Annotated in this window: 15 protein-coding genes; 6 read left to right on the forward strand and 9 right to left on the reverse strand. The window is 68.6% G+C overall.

Annotation, left to right across the window (positions count from 1 at the left end; genetic code table 11):
* Positions 1-24: 24 nt before the first annotated feature.
* Positions 25-1,398 (reverse strand): DUF3482 domain-containing protein, encoded by a 1,374-nt coding sequence (locus F3I62_RS03260; protein ID WP_160488239.1) that lies wholly within the window; start codon positions 1,396-1,398, stop codon positions 25-27.
* The gene (locus F3I62_RS03265) at positions 1,391-2,779 is read right to left on the reverse strand and encodes a DUF2868 domain-containing protein (protein ID WP_160488433.1); all 1,389 of its coding nucleotides are present in this window, start codon (positions 2,777-2,779) and stop codon (positions 1,391-1,393) included. Before F3I62_RS03265 ends, F3I62_RS03260 begins: the two co-directional genes overlap by 8 nt.
* 142 nt (positions 2,780-2,921) lie before the next feature.
* Here F3I62_RS03265 and F3I62_RS03270 point away from each other — a divergent pair, with 142 nt between their 5' ends.
* The gene (locus tag F3I62_RS03270; protein ID WP_160488240.1) at positions 2,922-3,434 is read left to right on the forward strand and encodes a dihydrofolate reductase; all 513 of its coding nucleotides are present in this window, start codon (positions 2,922-2,924) and stop codon (positions 3,432-3,434) included.
* Between the two features lie 148 nt (positions 3,435-3,582).
* Positions 3,583-4,230, forward strand: a complete 648-nt coding sequence (locus tag F3I62_RS03275) for a YitT family protein (protein ID WP_160488241.1) — start codon at positions 3,583-3,585, stop codon at positions 4,228-4,230.
* 102 nt (positions 4,231-4,332) lie between these two features.
* On the opposite strand, the gene ilvD is transcribed toward F3I62_RS03275, so the two are convergent.
* Complete coding sequence (gene ilvD / locus F3I62_RS03280; protein WP_160488242.1) at positions 4,333-6,171, reverse strand: dihydroxy-acid dehydratase; 1,839 nt, start codon at positions 6,169-6,171, stop codon at positions 4,333-4,335.
* A 236-nt stretch (positions 6,172-6,407) separates the two neighbouring features.
* On the reverse strand, positions 6,408-7,604 hold the full coding sequence (locus tag F3I62_RS03285; RefSeq protein ID WP_160488243.1) for a class I SAM-dependent rRNA methyltransferase: 1,197 nt from the start codon (positions 7,602-7,604) through the stop codon (positions 6,408-6,410).
* Positions 7,605-7,932: 328 nt separating this feature from the next.
* On the opposite strand from F3I62_RS03285, the gene F3I62_RS03290 reads away from it, so the two are divergent.
* The 4 genes from F3I62_RS03290 to F3I62_RS03305 all read left to right on the forward strand — a co-directional run bounded on the left by F3I62_RS03290 (position 7,933) and on the right by F3I62_RS03305 (position 10,691).
* On the forward strand, positions 7,933-8,745 hold the full coding sequence (locus tag F3I62_RS03290; RefSeq protein WP_160488434.1) for an HDOD domain-containing protein: 813 nt from the start codon (positions 7,933-7,935) through the stop codon (positions 8,743-8,745).
* 68 nt (positions 8,746-8,813) lie between these two features.
* Positions 8,814-9,626: a bifunctional DNA-formamidopyrimidine glycosylase/DNA-(apurinic or apyrimidinic site) lyase gene (gene mutM, locus F3I62_RS03295; protein ID WP_160488244.1), complete on the forward strand. Its 813-nt coding sequence runs from the start codon at positions 8,814-8,816 to the stop codon at positions 9,624-9,626.
* 64 nt (positions 9,627-9,690) lie between these two features.
* A complete protein-coding gene (locus F3I62_RS03300; protein ID WP_160488245.1) occupies positions 9,691-10,269 on the forward strand; it encodes a lysophospholipid acyltransferase family protein in 579 nt (192 codons plus the stop codon).
* Positions 10,270-10,352: 83 nt separating this feature from the next.
* The gene (locus tag F3I62_RS03305; protein WP_160488246.1) at positions 10,353-10,691 is read left to right on the forward strand and encodes a multidrug transporter; all 339 of its coding nucleotides are present in this window, start codon (positions 10,353-10,355) and stop codon (positions 10,689-10,691) included.
* A 58-nt stretch (positions 10,692-10,749) separates the two neighbouring features.
* Here F3I62_RS03305 and ggt read toward each other — a convergent pair whose 3' ends face one another.
* The 5 genes from ggt to F3I62_RS03330 all read right to left on the reverse strand — a co-directional run bounded on the left by ggt (position 10,750) and on the right by F3I62_RS03330 (position 15,712).
* Complete coding sequence (gene ggt, locus F3I62_RS03310) at positions 10,750-12,420, reverse strand: gamma-glutamyltransferase (protein WP_160488247.1); 1,671 nt, start codon at positions 12,418-12,420, stop codon at positions 10,750-10,752.
* A gap of 71 nt (positions 12,421-12,491) precedes the next feature.
* Positions 12,492-12,743 (reverse strand): YfhL family 4Fe-4S dicluster ferredoxin, encoded by a 252-nt coding sequence (locus F3I62_RS03315; RefSeq protein ID WP_160488248.1) that lies wholly within the window; start codon positions 12,741-12,743, stop codon positions 12,492-12,494.
* Positions 12,744-12,860: 117 nt separating this feature from the next.
* A complete protein-coding gene (gene coaD, locus F3I62_RS03320) occupies positions 12,861-13,337 on the reverse strand; it encodes a pantetheine-phosphate adenylyltransferase (RefSeq protein WP_160488249.1) in 477 nt (158 codons plus the stop codon).
* 198 nt (positions 13,338-13,535) lie between these two features.
* Positions 13,536-15,128, reverse strand: a complete 1,593-nt coding sequence (locus tag F3I62_RS03325) for a GMC family oxidoreductase (protein ID WP_160488250.1) — start codon at positions 15,126-15,128, stop codon at positions 13,536-13,538.
* Positions 15,129-15,160: 32 nt separating this feature from the next.
* The gene (locus F3I62_RS03330; protein WP_160488251.1) at positions 15,161-15,712 is read right to left on the reverse strand and encodes a twin-arginine translocation pathway signal protein; all 552 of its coding nucleotides are present in this window, start codon (positions 15,710-15,712) and stop codon (positions 15,161-15,163) included.
* Positions 15,713-15,726: the final 14 nt, after the last annotated feature.

Below are 15,726 nucleotides of genomic sequence, written 5' to 3' on the forward strand. Positions count from 1 at the left end.
CCGCTTGCAGGGGCGGCGAACGGGCTAGGGCCGTAGCAGTTCCTGGGTCAGCCGCGCGACCTGAGCCTGGCGTTCGCCCTGCTCCAGGCGCGCGGCGGGATTCAGCGACGACCACTCGGGGTGGGCGCGGGCCTTGCGCAGGGCCTCGGGCAGCTTGCCCTCGCGCCAGTTCTGCTGCTGCGGCGGGTCCAGGTGGATCGCCGTGGTTGCCGCATGGCCGCGGCTCGCCAGGGCGGCCAGCAGCAGGCGCTGGCGCAGGGCGAGCAGGCGCAGCACGCCGTCGTCCACCGTCAGTTCGCGCTGGCCCTTGAGCTTGCCGAGCAGGCGCTTGCCGTAGTTGCGTGCGGTCTGCAGGCCGCCGCCGGCCAGCGCGCCGATGACCGCCGCGGCGCCTAGGCTGAGGCCGCCGACCAGCAGGTCGATGCCGGCCCCGGCCGCCGCGCCGGCGGCGATGCCGCCACCGATGTTCACCCCGAGCTGGCGTAGGGTCTCCGGGTTGAACAGGTCGTCGCCCCAGCGCCCGTCCAGCAGCGGCAGGTCGCCGGCGCGGGCATCCTCGGCGCGGAAGGCATACAGGCGCAGCAGCGCGTCGACGCAGGCCTGCTCACGCTGGCGGATGGCCTGGTGCAGGGCGCGGATCTCGCCCTGTTCGACGGTGCTCTGGCTGGCCACGCTGCGCCGGCAGGCGGCGCAGTCCAGCAGCAGCTCGGCGATCAGTTGCGCGCCGGCCTGGTGACGCGCTTCGGCCTGCTCCTGGTGGTCGTCGATCAGCCGCTGCAGCTGCGGACGCGCGCGTTCCAGCAGCAGGGCCAGGCTCTCGTACAGGCGCCGTTCGCCATCCAGCGGCGGCGCCACCGTGTCGAACGCCACCAGCGCATGCAGGCCGAGGCGGGCCAGCGCCTCGCGCCACTGCGGTTCGCGCTGCTGGGCGCTGGCGCTGAAGTTGAGCACCGGCAGCAGCGGCTTGCCGGCGCCGGCCAGCACCGCCAGCTCGTCCTTGTACTTGGCCAGCACCGGCTCGCGGGCGTCGATCACGTACAGCCCGGCATCGCTGGCCAGCAGTTGGCGCAGTACCTTGGCCTCCTGCTCGAAACGCTGGCGCGCCTCGGCCGTGTCGAGAAAGCGCGCCAGCCGTGCCGGGCCGTCCAGGCGCTCGCCCGGACGCTGCAGGCGTTCCAGGTAATCGAGCAGGGCGATGGCGTCTTCCAGGCCGGGGGTGTCGTACAGCTCCAGCAGCGCCGCGCCGGCCACCGACAGGCGCGCGCCCTCGACATGGCGGGTGGTGCTGGGGCGATGGGAGACCTCGCCGAAGCCGACGTCGCGGGTCAGGGTGCGCAGCAGCGAGGTCTTGCCGACATTGGTGTGGCCGACCACGGCCAGCTTGAGGGGCTTAGTCATGGCCGCTCTCCAGCCAGGCCAGCGGCGCGCTGTCGGCGAACGGCAGATCCAGGCGCTGCAGTGCGCCGTGCCAGTCGCCCAGGCGCTCGGCGTCCAGGGTTTCGCCCGGCGCCGGAGGCAGCAGCCAGATGCGCGTGGCGGCGGCCGTGCGCGCCAGCTCGCCGAGCAGCGCCAGGGTGCCGCGGTCCGGCGAGCGGCGCGGGTCGAGGGCGATGGCCAGGCGCGCCGGCGGGAAGCGACCGAGTTGGTCGAGCAGCTGCTGGCGCTGCTCGCGGCTGTCCAGTACGCCGGCATCGGCGACGGTCCTGGGCAGGGCCGGCGGCCAGGCGCGTTGCGGGTCCAGTTCGATGGCCACCAGCACGGCGCCGCTGCTGTCCAGGCGCGTGCTGCCGCCCTGGGCTTCGCTCAGGCTGGCCGGCGCTGCATCCAGCACGCCGAGGCGTTCGCTGGTCGGTTGCAGGCGTTCGCTCAGCAGGCGGTAGCCGGGCAGGTTGAGGTCAAGCGCGAGGCGCGCGCTGCCGTGTTGCCAGCGCCACAGGCACAGCAGCAGGAGCAGGGCGCGCGGCAGCAGGCCGAACACCAACAGCACGCCGAGCAGCCAGCCGGCCCAGGCATGCCGTGCGGCCTCTATGGTCAGGGCGCTGTCGCCACTGGCGCGGATGGTCTCGGCATCGGGGATGGGGAAGCCGAGCAGCGCCGGCAGGCTGCCGAACAGCTGGGTCAGGGCGACGAAGGTGTCGCCGCCGAGCAGGGTGGTTTCCCAGACGAAGCCGTAACGGCGGGTGCTGAGCAGGGCCAGCAGCATCAGCCCGGCGCTCAGCAGGGCCACCAGCCACAGGCCGTGCACCAGCAGGCCGAGCAGCCAGCGGTTGAGGCGCCGGCGTTGCAGCAGCAACACCAGCGCCGGGCCCAGTTGCGCGGCGCGGGCATCGCGCGCCAGCTGCTCGCTGAGCCACAGCCACAGGCGGCCGAGGGCGGCGTTGTGGTCGCCGGCCAGCAGCAGGCCGAGGGCCCAGCCCAGCAGCAGGAGCAGGTGCAGGCCGATCAGGCTGCCCAGGGCCCAGAACACATTGACCGGGCGGCTGCCGTCGCCCAGGGCGGCCAGGGCCAGGCCGGCGCCGCTGAGCAGGGCCAGCACCAGCAGCAGGCCGAGGGCCAGGCGCGCGCCCTGCAGCCAGTGCAGCTGGGCCTGCAGCTGGCCGTCGCGCTCGGCGAGGAACAGGGCGCGGGCCTCGATGCGGCCGGCCAGCTCGCTGCCTGCCTGGCGGGCCCGGCGGTTGGCTTCGCCATCCTCCAGCGGGCCGGCGTGCTCTTCGCGCAGGCGCAGGGTTTCGCACAGCCAGAGGCGTTGCAGGCGGGTGGGCGAGGGCTTGGCAGTCAGGGGCACGCGGCAGTCCGTTGGTGGTTGCAGGCATGAGCATAACCGCTGTGGCGGGGCCCGGGGCAAGCCGTGCGGGGCGAGCGCCCGGCCTTGTTGCGGGGGCGGGCTTCATTGATGGCGGCCGAGCCGTTATCCTGCGCCGATGAAAAAGACCCTGCCCCTCTGCCTGATCGCCGCCCTCGCCGACAACCGTGTGATCGGCCGCGATAACCAACTGCCCTGGCACCTGCCGGCGGACCTCAAGCACTTCAAGGCCCGGACTCTCGGCAAGCCGATCATCATGGGCCGCAAGACCTGGGACTCGCTCGGGCGCCCGCTGCCGGGCCGGCTCAACCTGGTGGTCAGTCGCCAGGCCGATCTGCAGCTGCAGGGCGCGGAAGTCTTCCCGTCGCTGGAGGCCGCCATCGTCCGTGCCGATCAATGGGCGCGCGAACAGGGCGTCGACGAGCTGATGCTGATCGGCGGCGCGCAGCTCTACGAACAGGGCCTGGCCCAGGCCGAGCGTCTGTACCTGACCCGCGTGGCGCTGGCGCCGGAGGGCGATGCCTGGTTCCCGGCCTTCGACGAAGCGGCCTGGGGCTGCGTCGCGCGTGAGCCGCAGGCGGCCGTCGAGTCGGCGCCGGCGCACTGCTTCGAGACCTGGCAGCGCCGCTGAGCGGTCTGTCGTGGGGGCGGATGCACGCCATTTGCGGTTGAGGCCGCTCCTACACGGCGGCCCCGGCCTTTTCCTTGATCCACGTTATCTCGCCCCGGCGGGCGTTGCCCTATGCTCGCGGCAATGCCCGGGCGATGAGATCCTGACCATGACTGACAAACCTGCCGCCAGCCTGCAAACCGAGGTGGTTGCCGAGCTATTCGTCCGCCATCCGCTCTGGGAGGATGCCCTGGCCCTGCTGTTCGGCACCGCCATGGTGGCCCTCGGCATCGCCTTCTACAGCCACGCCGGGCTGCTCACCGGCGGCACGGTGGGCCTGGCCTTCCTGCTCAAGTACCTGGCCGGCTGGCCGTTCGGCCTGGTGTTCTTCCTGCTCAACCTGCCGTTCTATGCCCTGGCGCTGTGGCGCATGGGCTGGCCGTTCACTCTGCGCACCGCCTGCGCCGTGGCGCTGGTGTCGCTGTTCGCCGAGCTGACGCCGCGCTGGGTGGTGTTCGCCGAGCTGAACCAGCTCTACGCCGCGGTATTCGGTGGCTTCGCCATGGGTCTCGGGCTGCTCATGCTGTTTCGCCACCGCGCCAGCCTGGGCGGGGTGAACATCCTCGCGCTGTACCTGCAGGAACGCTTCGGCCTGCGCGCCGGTGCCGTGCAGATGGGCGTCGATGCGGCCATCGTGCTGGCCTCGATCTTCGTCGTGGCGCCGGACAAGGTCGCCCTGTCGGTGCTGGGTGCAGTGGCGCTGAACATGGTGCTGGCGATCAATCACCGGGCCGGGCGCTACATGGGTTTGAGCTGAGCGATCGTCCGGCTGGGGACGTTGGCTGAAGCCGCTCCCACGCAGGCGCGCAGACGAAAAAGCCCGGCGCTGGGCCGGGCTTTCGGTGGGGCAAGGGCGGACTCAGCCGTCCAGCAGCGCCTTGTTGCGCACCGCGCCCTTGTCGGCGCTGGTGGCGAGCAGGGCGTAGGCCTTCAGTGCGGTGGTCACCTTGCGTGCGCGCGGCTGCGCCGGTTTCCAGCCCAGCTTGTCCTGCTCGGCGCGGCGCTTGGCCAGTTCGTCATCGGACACCAGCAGGTTGATCGAGCGCTGGTGGATGTCGATGAGGATCTTGTCTCCTTCGCGCACCAGGCCGATGGCGCCGCCGGCGGCCGCTTCCGGCGAGGCGTGGCCGATCGACAGGCCCGAGGTACCGCCGGAGAAGCGGCCGTCGGTGAGTAGGGCACAGGCCTTGCCCAGGCCCTTGGACTTCAGGTAGGAGGTCGGGTAGAGCATTTCCTGCATGCCCGGGCCGCCTTTCGGGCCTTCGTAGCGGATGATCACGATGTCGCCGGCCTTCACCTCGTCATTGAGGATGCCTTTGACCGCGCCGTCCTGGCTCTCGAAGATCTTTGCGGTGCCTTCGAACACATGGATGGACTCATCCACGCCGGCGGTCTTCACCACGCAGCCGTCGACGGCGATGTTGCCGTACAGCACGGCCAGGCCGCCTTCCTGGGAGTAGGCGTGCTCGACGGAGCGGATGCAGCCTTCGGCGCGGTCGTCGTCCAGGGTGTCCCAGCGGGTCGACTGGCTGAAGGCGGTCTGGGTCGGGATGCCCGCCGGGCCGGCCTTGAAGAAGGTGTGTACGGCCTCGTCGCTGGTCTGGGTGATGTCCCACTGGGCAATGGCGTCGGCCATGCTCGGGCTGTGGATGGTCGACACGTCGGTGTGCAGCAGGCCGCCACGGGCCAGCTCGCCGAGGATGGAGAAGATGCCGCCGGCGCGGTGCACGTCTTCCATGTGGTACTTCTGGATGTTCGGCGCCACCTTGCACAGCTGCGGCACCTTGCGCGACAGGCGATCGATGTCGCGCAGGTCGAACGGCACTTCGCCTTCCTGGGCCGCGGCCAGCAGGTGCAGGATGGTGTTGGTCGAGCCGCCCATGGCGATGTCCAGGCTCATGGCGTTCTCGAACGCCCTGAAGTTGGCGACGTTGCGCGGCAGCACCGACTCGTCGTTCTCGCCGTAGTAGCGCTGGCACAGCTCGACGGCCAGGCGCCCGGCGCGCAGGAACAGCTGCTCGCGATCGCTGTGGGTGGCCAGGGTCGAACCGTTGCCCGGCAGGGCCAGGCCCAGGGCTTCCATCAGGCAGTTCATCGAGTTGGCGGTGAACATGCCGGAGCAGCTGCCGCAGGTCGGGCAGGCGCTGCGCTCGTACTCGGCGACCTTCTCGTCGGAGCAGGAATCGTCGGCGGCCACCACCATGGCGTCGACCAGGTCCAGGCCGTGGCTGGCCAGCTTGGTCTTGCCGGCTTCCATCGGCCCGCCGGAGACGAACACCACCGGGATGTTCAGGCGCAGGGCGGCCATCAGCATGCCGGGGGTGATCTTGTCGCAGTTGGAGATGCAGACGATGGCGTCGGCGCAGTGGGCGTTGACCATGTATTCGACGGAATCGGCGATGATCTCGCGGCTCGGCAGCGAATAGAGCATGCCGTCGTGGCCCATGGCGATGCCGTCGTCGACCGCGATGGTGTTGAATTCCTTGGCCACGCCGCCGTGCTTCTCGATCTCGCGGGCGACCAGCTGGCCGAGGTCCTTCAGGTGCACGTGGCCGGGCACGAACTGGGTGAAGGAGTTGGCGATGGCGATGATCGGTTTCTTGAAGTCTTCGTCCTTCATCCCGGTGGCGCGCCACAGGGCGCGGGCGCCGGCCATGTTGCGGCCGTGGGTGGAGGTCTTCGAGCGGTAATCGGGCATGACGGTTCCTGGGGCTGGTCAGGTTTATCTTCGTAGGGTGAGCCTGTGCTGGACCGGATGCAAACGGCAGGTGGCCGTGCGTTCGGAGGGGCCGTTCGGCGAGGCGGGGTCACCGCTCGCACGGCCTGGGCTCACTGGCCCGCCGGGGATGGTTGGCGAGGAATGGCTCGATTCTACGCCGCCCGCGCCCGCCGGGGAAAGGCTGGCGGTCGGGCGGGCAGCGCTGGGCGCCGCGATCAGCTGTTGGGCAGCAGGCGGCAGGTCAGGCTCTTGATGTAGCGGGTTTCGTGGATGGCCGGGTGCACCGGATGGTCCGGGCCCTGGCTGCCGCGTTCGAGCAGCTGGATATTGCGGTCCAGATGGCGGGCGCTGGTCAGCAGGATGTTCTGCAGGTCGTCTTCGGGCAGGTGCATGGAGCAGCTGGCGCTGACCAGGATGCCGTCCTTGCCGAGCAGGCGCATGGCCTGTTCGTTGAGGCGCCGGTAGGCGGCCTCGCCGTTCTTCAGGTCCTTCTTGCGCTTGATGAAGGCGGGCGGGTCGCAGACCACCACGTCGAAGCGTTCCTCGGCGGCCTTGAGTTCCTTGAGCGCCTCGAACACGTCGCCTTCGACGCAGGTGAGCTTATCGGCCACGCCGTTCAGCGCGGCATTACGCTCGACGCCATCGAGGGCGAAGGCCGAGGCGTCCACGCAGAACACTTCGCTGGCGCCAAAGGCTGCCGCCTGTACGCCCCAGCCGCCGATGTAGCTGAACAGGTCGAGCACGCGCTTGCCCTTGACGTAGGGCGCCAGGCGCGCGCGGTTCATGCGGTGGTCGTAGAACCAGCCGGTCTTCTGCCCCTCGATCACCGGGGCCTCGAACTTCACGCCGTTCTCTTCCAGGGCGACCCACTCCGGCACCTGGCCGAACACGGCGTCGACATAGCGCGTCAGGCCTTCGGCATCGCGCGCCTTGGAGTCGTTCTTGAACAGGATGCCGCGCGGCTTGAGTACCTGGACCAGGGCTTCGATCAGGTGGTGCTTGTGGTGCTCCATGGTGGCGGAGGCCAGCTGCACCACCAGGTAGTCGCCGAAACGGTCGACCACCAGGCCCGGCAGCAGGTCGGAGTCGCCGTACACCAGGCGGTAGAAGGGCTGGTCGAACAGGCGATCGCGCAGCGACAGGCAGACGTTGAGGCGGTGTACCAGCAGCGACTTGTCGAGGATGTGCTTGACGTCGCGCGACAGCAGGCGCGCGCAGATCAGGTTGTTCGGGCTCATCGCGACGATGCCCAGGGGCTTGCCGCCGGCGGCCTCGAGGATGGCCTGGTCGCCGGCCTGGAAGCCGGTCAGCGGGGTGGCGGCGACGTCGATCTCGTTGCTGTAGACCCACAGATGGCCGGCGCGCAGGCGGCGGTCGGCATTGGCTTTGAGGCGCAGGCTGGGCAGGGACATCGGGGCGGCTCCGGGAAAAAGAGCGGAATTATAGCCGCAGAGCGGCCCCGGCCGCTGCTGCAGGGCGGTCGTGGCGGATAAAAAGCTTCGGCGCCCGCCCCCGCGCTGCCGGCCAACCCGCGAGCGGCCTGCGGCAACGCCGTCTGCCCCGGGCAATACGCGGTGGCGCCCGGCGATTTCCGCGCCGGCCGCACGCCGGATACAAAAGTTGGCTGCGGAGGCGGGAAGGCTTTGGCTAAACTGTGGCGAATTTCTCATTTCAGTTGCCGTGGTCATGGCCCAAGAACTTTCCGCCGAACAGATTCAGCAAGTGCTGCAGGGCATCAGCGTGCCGCCGCAGCCACAAATCATGGTCGACCTGCAGATGGAGCAGGTCATGCCCAACCCGGACCTGCGCAGCATCGCCAAGCTGATCAGCCAGGACCCGGGCCTGTCCGGCGCCCTGCTGAAGATCGTCAACTCGCCATTCTTCGGCCTGGCCAACCGCATCGCCTCGATCCAGCAGGCGGTCAACCTGCTCGGCTGCAACTCGGTGATCAACCTGATCAACGCCCAGTCAATCAAGGGCGAGATGAGCGACGAGACCATCGTCACCCTCAACCGCTTCTGGGACACCGCCCAGGACGTGGCCATGACCTGCCTGACCCTGGCCAAGCGCATCGGCTACCAGGCGCCGGACGAGGCCTATACTCTCGGCCTGTTCCACAACTGCGGCATCCCGCTGATGATCAAGCGCTTCCCCAACTACATGACGGTGCTGGAGGAGGCCTACTACAGCGCCAACAGCGAGCGGCGCATCGTCGATACCGAGAACCGCCTGCTCAACACCAACCACGCGGTGGTCGGCTACTTCACCGCCAAGTCGTGGAACCTGCCGCTGCACCTGTGCGAGGCGATCGCCAACCACCACAACGCCCTGTCGATCTTCGAAGAGGAGACCAGCCGCGACGCGCAGCTTAAGACCCTGATCGCCATCCTCAAGATGGCCGAGCACATCTGCGGCAGCTACCGGGTGCTGGGCAACCAGGACCAGGATCACGAGTGGCAGAGCATCCAGCAGCAGGTGCTGGAGTATGTCGGCCTGACCGAGTACGACTTCCAGACCCTCAAGGAAAGCATCCACGACCTGGGCGCCGGTTAACCCGTTGCGTCTGCCTGGCGGCTTCCTGCTAAGGTGGCCGCTTTCCCCTGGTGTATCCGTCGTTCGTCATGCCTGAACTCCCAGAAGTCGAAACCACCCGCCGCGGCATCGCGCCGTTCCTCGAGGGCCAGCGCGTCAGTCGCGTGGTCGTGCGCGAGCGCCGCCTGCGCTGGCCGATTCCCGAGGACCTCGATGTGCGCCTGTCCGGGCAGCGCATCGAATGCGTCGAACGCCGTGCCAAGTACCTGCTGATCCAGGCCGAGAGCGGCACCCTGATCGGGCACCTGGGCATGTCCGGCAGCCTGCGCCTGGTGCCGGTGGGCACCCCGGCGGCCAAGCACGAGCATGTCGATATCGAGCTGGAGTCCGGCCTGGCACTGCGCTACACCGACCCGCGGCGCTTCGGCGCGCTGCTGTGGAGCAGCGACCCGCTGAACCATGAGCTGCTGCGCAAGCTGGGGCCGGAGCCGCTGACCGGGCTGTTCGACGGTGAACGCCTGTACCAGCTTTCACGCGGCCGTTCGATGGCGGTCAAGCCGTTCATCATGGATAACGCGGTGGTGGTGGGCGTGGGCAACATCTACGCCACGGAGGCGCTGTTCGCCGCCGGCATCGACCCGCGCCGCGAGGCCGGCACGCTTTCCCGGGCGCGCTATGCGAGGCTGGCCGAGGCGATCAAGCGCATTCTCGCCCATGCCATCGAACGCGGCGGCACCACCCTGCGCGACTTCGTCGGCGGCGACGGCCAGCCCGGCTACTTTCAGCAGGAACTGTTCGTCTACGGCCGTGGCGGCGAGTTCTGCAAGCATTGCGGCAGCACCCTGCGCGAGGTCAAGCTGGGTCAGCGGGCCAGCGTGTACTGCCCGAAGTGCCAGCGCTAGATAGCGCCTGCGTCACCCGGTGACGGCGCCATAATCAGAACAAGAGCAAGCAGTGGGAACAACGATGTCGGGCAATTATCTACCGGCCAATCCATTCGCGCAGTGGCTGGGGCGTAGCGTGCTGAAACTGATGGGCTGGCGCATCGAGGGGCAGATGCCGGCGCTGGACAAGTTCGTGGTGATCGGCGCCCACCACACCTCGAACTGGGACTTCGTGATCTTCATCGCGGTGAAGTTCGTCCTGCGCCTGAATGCGCGCTGGTTCGGCAAGCACAGCATCTTCATCTGGCCCTTCGCCGGCCTGCTGAAGGCCTGGGGCGGCATCCCGATCCACCGCCATCTGCGCCTGAACGTGGTCGAGCAGGCGATCCAGGCGTTCCGCAGCCATGAGCAGTTCATCCTGGTGCTGTCGCCGGAAGGCACGCGCAAGAAGGTCGAGCGCTGGCGCATGGGCTTCTACCATATCGCTCTCGGCGCCGGCGTGCCCATAGTTCCCGGCGCCCTGGACTATGGCAACCGGCGCGTGGTGATCGGCCCGCCGTTCCAGCCCAGCGGCGATGCCGCCGCCGACATCAAGGCGCTGCTGGGGTTTTTCCGGCCCTACGAGCCGAAAAAGCCGGAGAATGCATTCCACGGCGATTGACGGCGTTCACGCTGACATTTGCCCAAGCGCTGTTATAGTTACCGGCATCGTTCGGCATAACTACATAATGAAGGACCGCAATCATGAATCTGTTTCGCACCTGCGCCGCGGTGTTGGCTCTGACCACTGGCCTGCTGGCTCTGCCGGTCCAGGCGGAAGTGACTCAGCAGAACAGCAGCGGGGATCCGACCTACACCATCGAAACGCCCAAGGGCTATGCCATGGCCGGTGACCTGATCATCGCCCGTCCGCTGCTGATCGCGGCCACGGTGATCGGTGCGGGCCTGTTCGTGATCAGCCTGCCGTTTACCGCGGCGGGTGGCAATATCGGCGAAGCCGGCCAGGCGCTGGTGGTCGAACCGGGCGCGGCGGCCTTCGTGCGCTGCCTGGGCTGCACCGAGGTCGGCTACAAGAAGGACTGAGTCCTGCGTGGCGACAAGCAAAGCCGGTCGAATGACCGGCTTTTTCGTGTACGGCGGATTATTTCCACAGCTGCGCCTGGCCGATGCCGCGCGGGTCGCTGGCGGCCTCGACCCGGCCGTCGGCCTTGTGCCACAGCAGCACCTGCTGGTTGCCGTAGCGGCGCTCCAGCTTCTGCAGGCGGTAGCCGCGCATTTCCAGGGTGTGTACCTGGCCGGCGCTGAAGGCGCCCGGCTCATGCTCGAGCACATCCGGCTGGAACTGGTGGTGATAGCGCGGGCTGGCCGGCCATTGCTGGATCGGCTTGCCATCGAGGTAGTCGAGAATGGCCAGCAGCACCATGCTGGGGATGCGGCTGCCACCCGGGGTGCCGAAGCTGGCCAGTTCCTCGGGGCTTTCGATAAAGGTCGGGCTCATGCTCGACAGCGGCCGCTTGCCGGCGGCGATGGCATTGGCCCGGCTGCCGCCGAGGCCGTAGGCGTTGTGGCCCTGCGGGTCGGCGGCGAAGTCATCCATCTCGTTGTTCAGCAGCACGCCGGTGTCTGGCACGGTGAAGGCCGCGCCAAACGGCAGGTTGATCGATAGGGTCGCCGCCACCGCATTGCCGGCGCGATCCAGTACGGTGAAGTGGCTGGTGTGGTCGCCCTCGCGCCAGCCTGGGGCGGGCGGCAGGCTGCTGCTGGCGGTGGCGTTCTGCAGGTGGATGCCCTTGGCCAGCTTCTCCAGGTAGTTCCGGGCGAGCAGTCTGGCCAGCGGGTTGCGCATCTGGTCCGGGTCGCCGAGCAGGCCGCGGTCGCGGTAGGCACGGCGCAGCACTTCCACCACATAGTGGCTGCGCTGCAGGGTGCCGGCCTTGCGCCAGGGCAGTTGCTGCAGCATGCCCAGGCTCTGCGCCAGGGCCACGCCGCCGGCCGACGGTGGCGGCGCGGTGATCAGCTCGCGGCCGTCGGCCAGCGCATAGCGCAGCGGCTGGCGCTCGACCACCTGGTAGCTGGCCAGGTCGCGGGGGCTCCAGATGCCGCCGGCCGCCTTCACCCCGGCGATCAGCTTGCGCGCGGTGTCGCCGGCGTAGAAGCCGGCGTGGCCGCCCTTGGCCAGGCGTTCCAGGGTGCGCGCCAGCTCCGGCTGGCGCAGCAGGCCGTACTCGGCGGGAATGCGCCCCTGTTCGAGGAAGATCCGCGCGCTTTCCTCATCGGCCAGCAGGGCCTGCAGGCGCCATTCGGCGCGTTCGCGATAGACCCGGTCGATGCCCACGCCATCGCGTGCCAGGCGAATGGCCGGGGCCAGCGAGTCGCTCAGCGGCAGCTGGCCGTAGCGTTCGGCCAGCGCCACCAGGGCCGCCGGCAGGCCGGGGATGGCGGCTGCCAGGGCGCCGTTCAGCGACAGCTCGCGCTGTACCTCGCCGTTGCGCCTGTACAGTTCGGCATGGGCGGCCAGCGGCGCGCGCTCGCGGGCATCGAGGAAGCGATAGTTCGGCTGCTCGCCGGCCTGGCGCAGGAGGAAGAAACCACCGCCGCCGAGGCCCGAACCGTAGGGCTCGACCACGGCCAGGGCGGCGCTGATTGCGACGGCCGCATCGAAGGCGTTGCCGCCATGGGCCAGGGTTTCCAGGCCGGCGACGGTGGCGGCGGGGTGGGCGGTGGCGACGGCGGCCTGTTCGGGGGCGGTGACGGCCTGGACGCCGAGCGCCCAGGCCAGAAGCAGGCAGGTGAGAAAGGCTTTCTTGAACATGCGAGTGATCGTCGAGCGGCCGCTGTGGACGACAAGCCTAGCGGAGTTGCGCCCGCTTGGGGCACAGGCGATCAGGCCTTGCCGGTGATGATCCGGTACTTGTGCATCAGTTCGTCCTTGCTCTCGACGTGGTTCTCGTCGAGGGGGATGCAATCCACCGGGCAAACCTGCTGGCACTGCGGCTCGTCATAGTGGCCGACGCATTCGGTGCACAGGTTGGGGTCGATCACGTAGATCTCCTCGCCCTGGGAAATGGCGCCGTTCGGGCACTCGGGTTCGCAGACATCGCAGTTGATGCAGTCGTCGGTGATTTTCAGGGACATGGAACAACTCCTGCCGGGCCGCGGGCCACGACATTTACAGACATCGAGAGAAGGAATTGTGCCGGATTGGCGAGGCGGGCGCCATGCGCGGCAGTGCCGCGCAGGGGCCATGGCTCATTACTTGAAACGTGCGGTCAGGGCCTCGGCCACTGCCGGGTGGACAAACTTGCTGATATCGCCGCCGAGTGCGGCGATTTCCCGGACCAGGGTCGAGGAAATGAAGGAGTATTTTTCCGACGGAGTGAGGAACAGGCTTTCCACGTCCGGGGCCAGCTGGCGGTTCATGTTGGCCAGCTGGAATTCGTATTCGAAGTCGGAGACCGCGCGCAGGCCGCGCAGGAACACGTTGGCGCCCTGTTCCTTGGCGAAGTGCGCGAGCAGGGTGGAGAAGCCGACGACCTCGACGTTGGGCAGGTGCTTGGTGACTTCGCGGGCCAGTTCGACGCGTTGCTCCAGGGGAAACAGCGGGTTCTTCTTCGGGCTGGCGGCCACGGCGATGATCACGCTGTCGAACAGGCGTGCGGCTCGCTCCACCAGGTCGCCATGGCCCTTGGTGATGGGGTCGAAGGTGCCTGGGTACAACACTCGATTCATCGCAACGTCCTATTCGGAGCGGTTAGGGTGCGCGGATGGTAGCGCAGCGGGGCGGTCAGGGCCAAGCCGGCCGGCTGCTGCCCCGTTCGCGCTATCCTGGTTGCCCGCTGCAAAACCCTGCATGCGCGTAGGGTGCGCTGCGCGCATCAGGGCAATGTGCGTGCTTTCTGGTGCGCATGGCGCACCCTGCGTTGCTGTTCAGGCCCTGAGACGCTCGGCCAGCAGGCTGGCCAGCTTGGCGGTGAGGCCGTAGATCGACAACTGCGGGTTGGCGCCGATGCTGGTGGGGAACAGCGAGCCGTCGTGGATCGACAGGTTCTCCAGCTGGTGGTGCCGGCCCAGGCTGTCGGTGACCGCCAGCCGCGGGTCTTCGCCCATGGCGCAGCCGCCCATCACGTGGGCGCTGCCCAGGCGGGTACGGAACAGGGCCAGGTCGAGGCGGTCGATCAGGGCCTTGGCTTCGCCCAGGCTCTTCACGTAGTCGGCATCGGCGTGCAGTGGCAGCACGGCCTTGGCGCCGGCGGCGAACTGGATTTCGGCCATGCTGTGGAAGGCCCGGCGGATGCCGTTCCAGGTGTAGTCGGTCATGCGGTAGTCGAGCACCGGCGTGCCGTCGCCGCGCAGTTCCACCGTGCCTTCGGCGCTATCCGGGTGGAAGCCGTCGCGCATCAGCGCCAGCATCACATTGGTGTGCGGCAGCTGCTCCATGCGCAGGGCGTTGTCGACGCCGAAGCGGCCGAGCATGGTGGCGGTAATCGCCGGTTGCAGCGGTGGCACTTCCAGCTTGTAGGACATCTGCCCGGTGGCGCCGTCCGTCCACTGGAAGTGGTCGGAGTACACCGATTGCGGGGCGCCGTAGAAGGGGTTGATGACCTGCTCGAACTGCGCCGCGGAGAAGTTCACCACGTGCAGGAAGGTGCGCTTGCCCGCGCGCTCATGCGGGTCCGGCGCCTGTGAGCGCAGCAGCAGGGCGGGGGTGTTGATGCCGCCGCCTGCCAGCACGTAATGGCGCGCCTTGACCATGATGCGCCGGCCATTGGGCGCCACGCTGCGCGCGTCCATGCCCAGGCACTCCAGGCCGGCGACGCGCTCGCCGTCCAGCAGCAGGCGTTCGGCGCGGGCCAGGTAAAGCAGGCTGCCGCCCTGGTCCAGGGCCGCCGGGATGGTGGTGACCAGCATCGACTGCTTGGCGTTGGTCGGGCAGCCCATGCCGCAATAGCCGAGGTTCCAGCAGCCGCGCACGTTGCGCGGAATCACGTGCCAGGCGTAGCCGAGCTTTTCGCAGCCGGCGCTGATCACCGCGTTGTTGGCGTTCGGTGGCATGGCCCAGGGCGCGACGCCCAGGCGCTGTTCCATCTGTTCGAACCAGGGCGCCATCTCTGCGGCGCCATGGCCCTTGACGTGGTGCGCCTCGGCCCAGTGCTGCAGGGTCGGCTCCGGGGTGCGGAAGCTGGAGGTCCAGTTGACCAGGGTGGTGCCTCCCACGGCACGGCCCTGCATGATGGTGATGGCGCCGTCCTTGCTCATGCGGCCGATGCCTTCCTGGTACAGCTGCGGGTAGGCGTCGGCCTCCTGCATCTTGAAGTCGCTGCTGGTCTTCAGCGGGCCTTCCTCGATCAGCAGCACCTTGAGCCCGGCGGCACTGAGGATTTCGGCGGTGGTGCCGCCGCCCGCGCCGCTGCCGACGATGGCCACGTCGGCTTCCAGCAGCAGGTCTTGGTCCAGGCGCGAGCCGTCGTGGGTGATCCAGCCTTTGGCCAGGCCTTCGCGGAAAATGTCGGGTACGGGCATGTCGATTCTCTTGTTATAGGGCGTGCGACGGCTTACAGGGCGTACGGCGGCGGGCCGGGATAGCCGCAATGGCCCCAGGACTCGGGGCGCGAGTACCAGGCCATCTGCACCAGTTGCAGCAGCGAGGCGTGGCCCATGCGCAGCAGGTCCAGCGAGCTGTTCTGCCAGCGCTCGAGGAAGTGGCGGATATCGGCGGCGCTGGCATTTTCCCAGCTGCCCCAGATCCCGGTCAGCGGGCCGCGGGTCACCGCCATGGCCTGCACGTCGAACAGCTGCACGGTCAGCTTGAGCAGTTCCGGCGACAGGTAGCCGAGGCTCAGGTCGATGCTGCGCAAGGTGCCTTCGATGGCGGCCGGCATGCCGTCGGCGGGCACCGCGCCCTCTAGCACCACCGGAATCAGGGCGCGCAGGAACGGCATGTCGCTCAGGCGCAGCACCTGGAAGCCGCCGGCCGGCACGCTGGCCGAGCAGCCGCTGAGGGTGGCGCCGACGCCGGCCGTGGCGAGGAAGGCCGTGCCGAACAGGCCGACCTTGAGCAGGCCGCGGCGCGACAGCTGCGGCGCGGTGAGAGAGGTGTTGGTCATTGTTGTTATGGCTC

This window comes from Pseudomonas sp. R-28-1W-6 (assembly GCF_009799925.1).
Lineage (GTDB): Bacteria > Pseudomonadota > Gammaproteobacteria > Pseudomonadales > Pseudomonadaceae > Aquipseudomonas.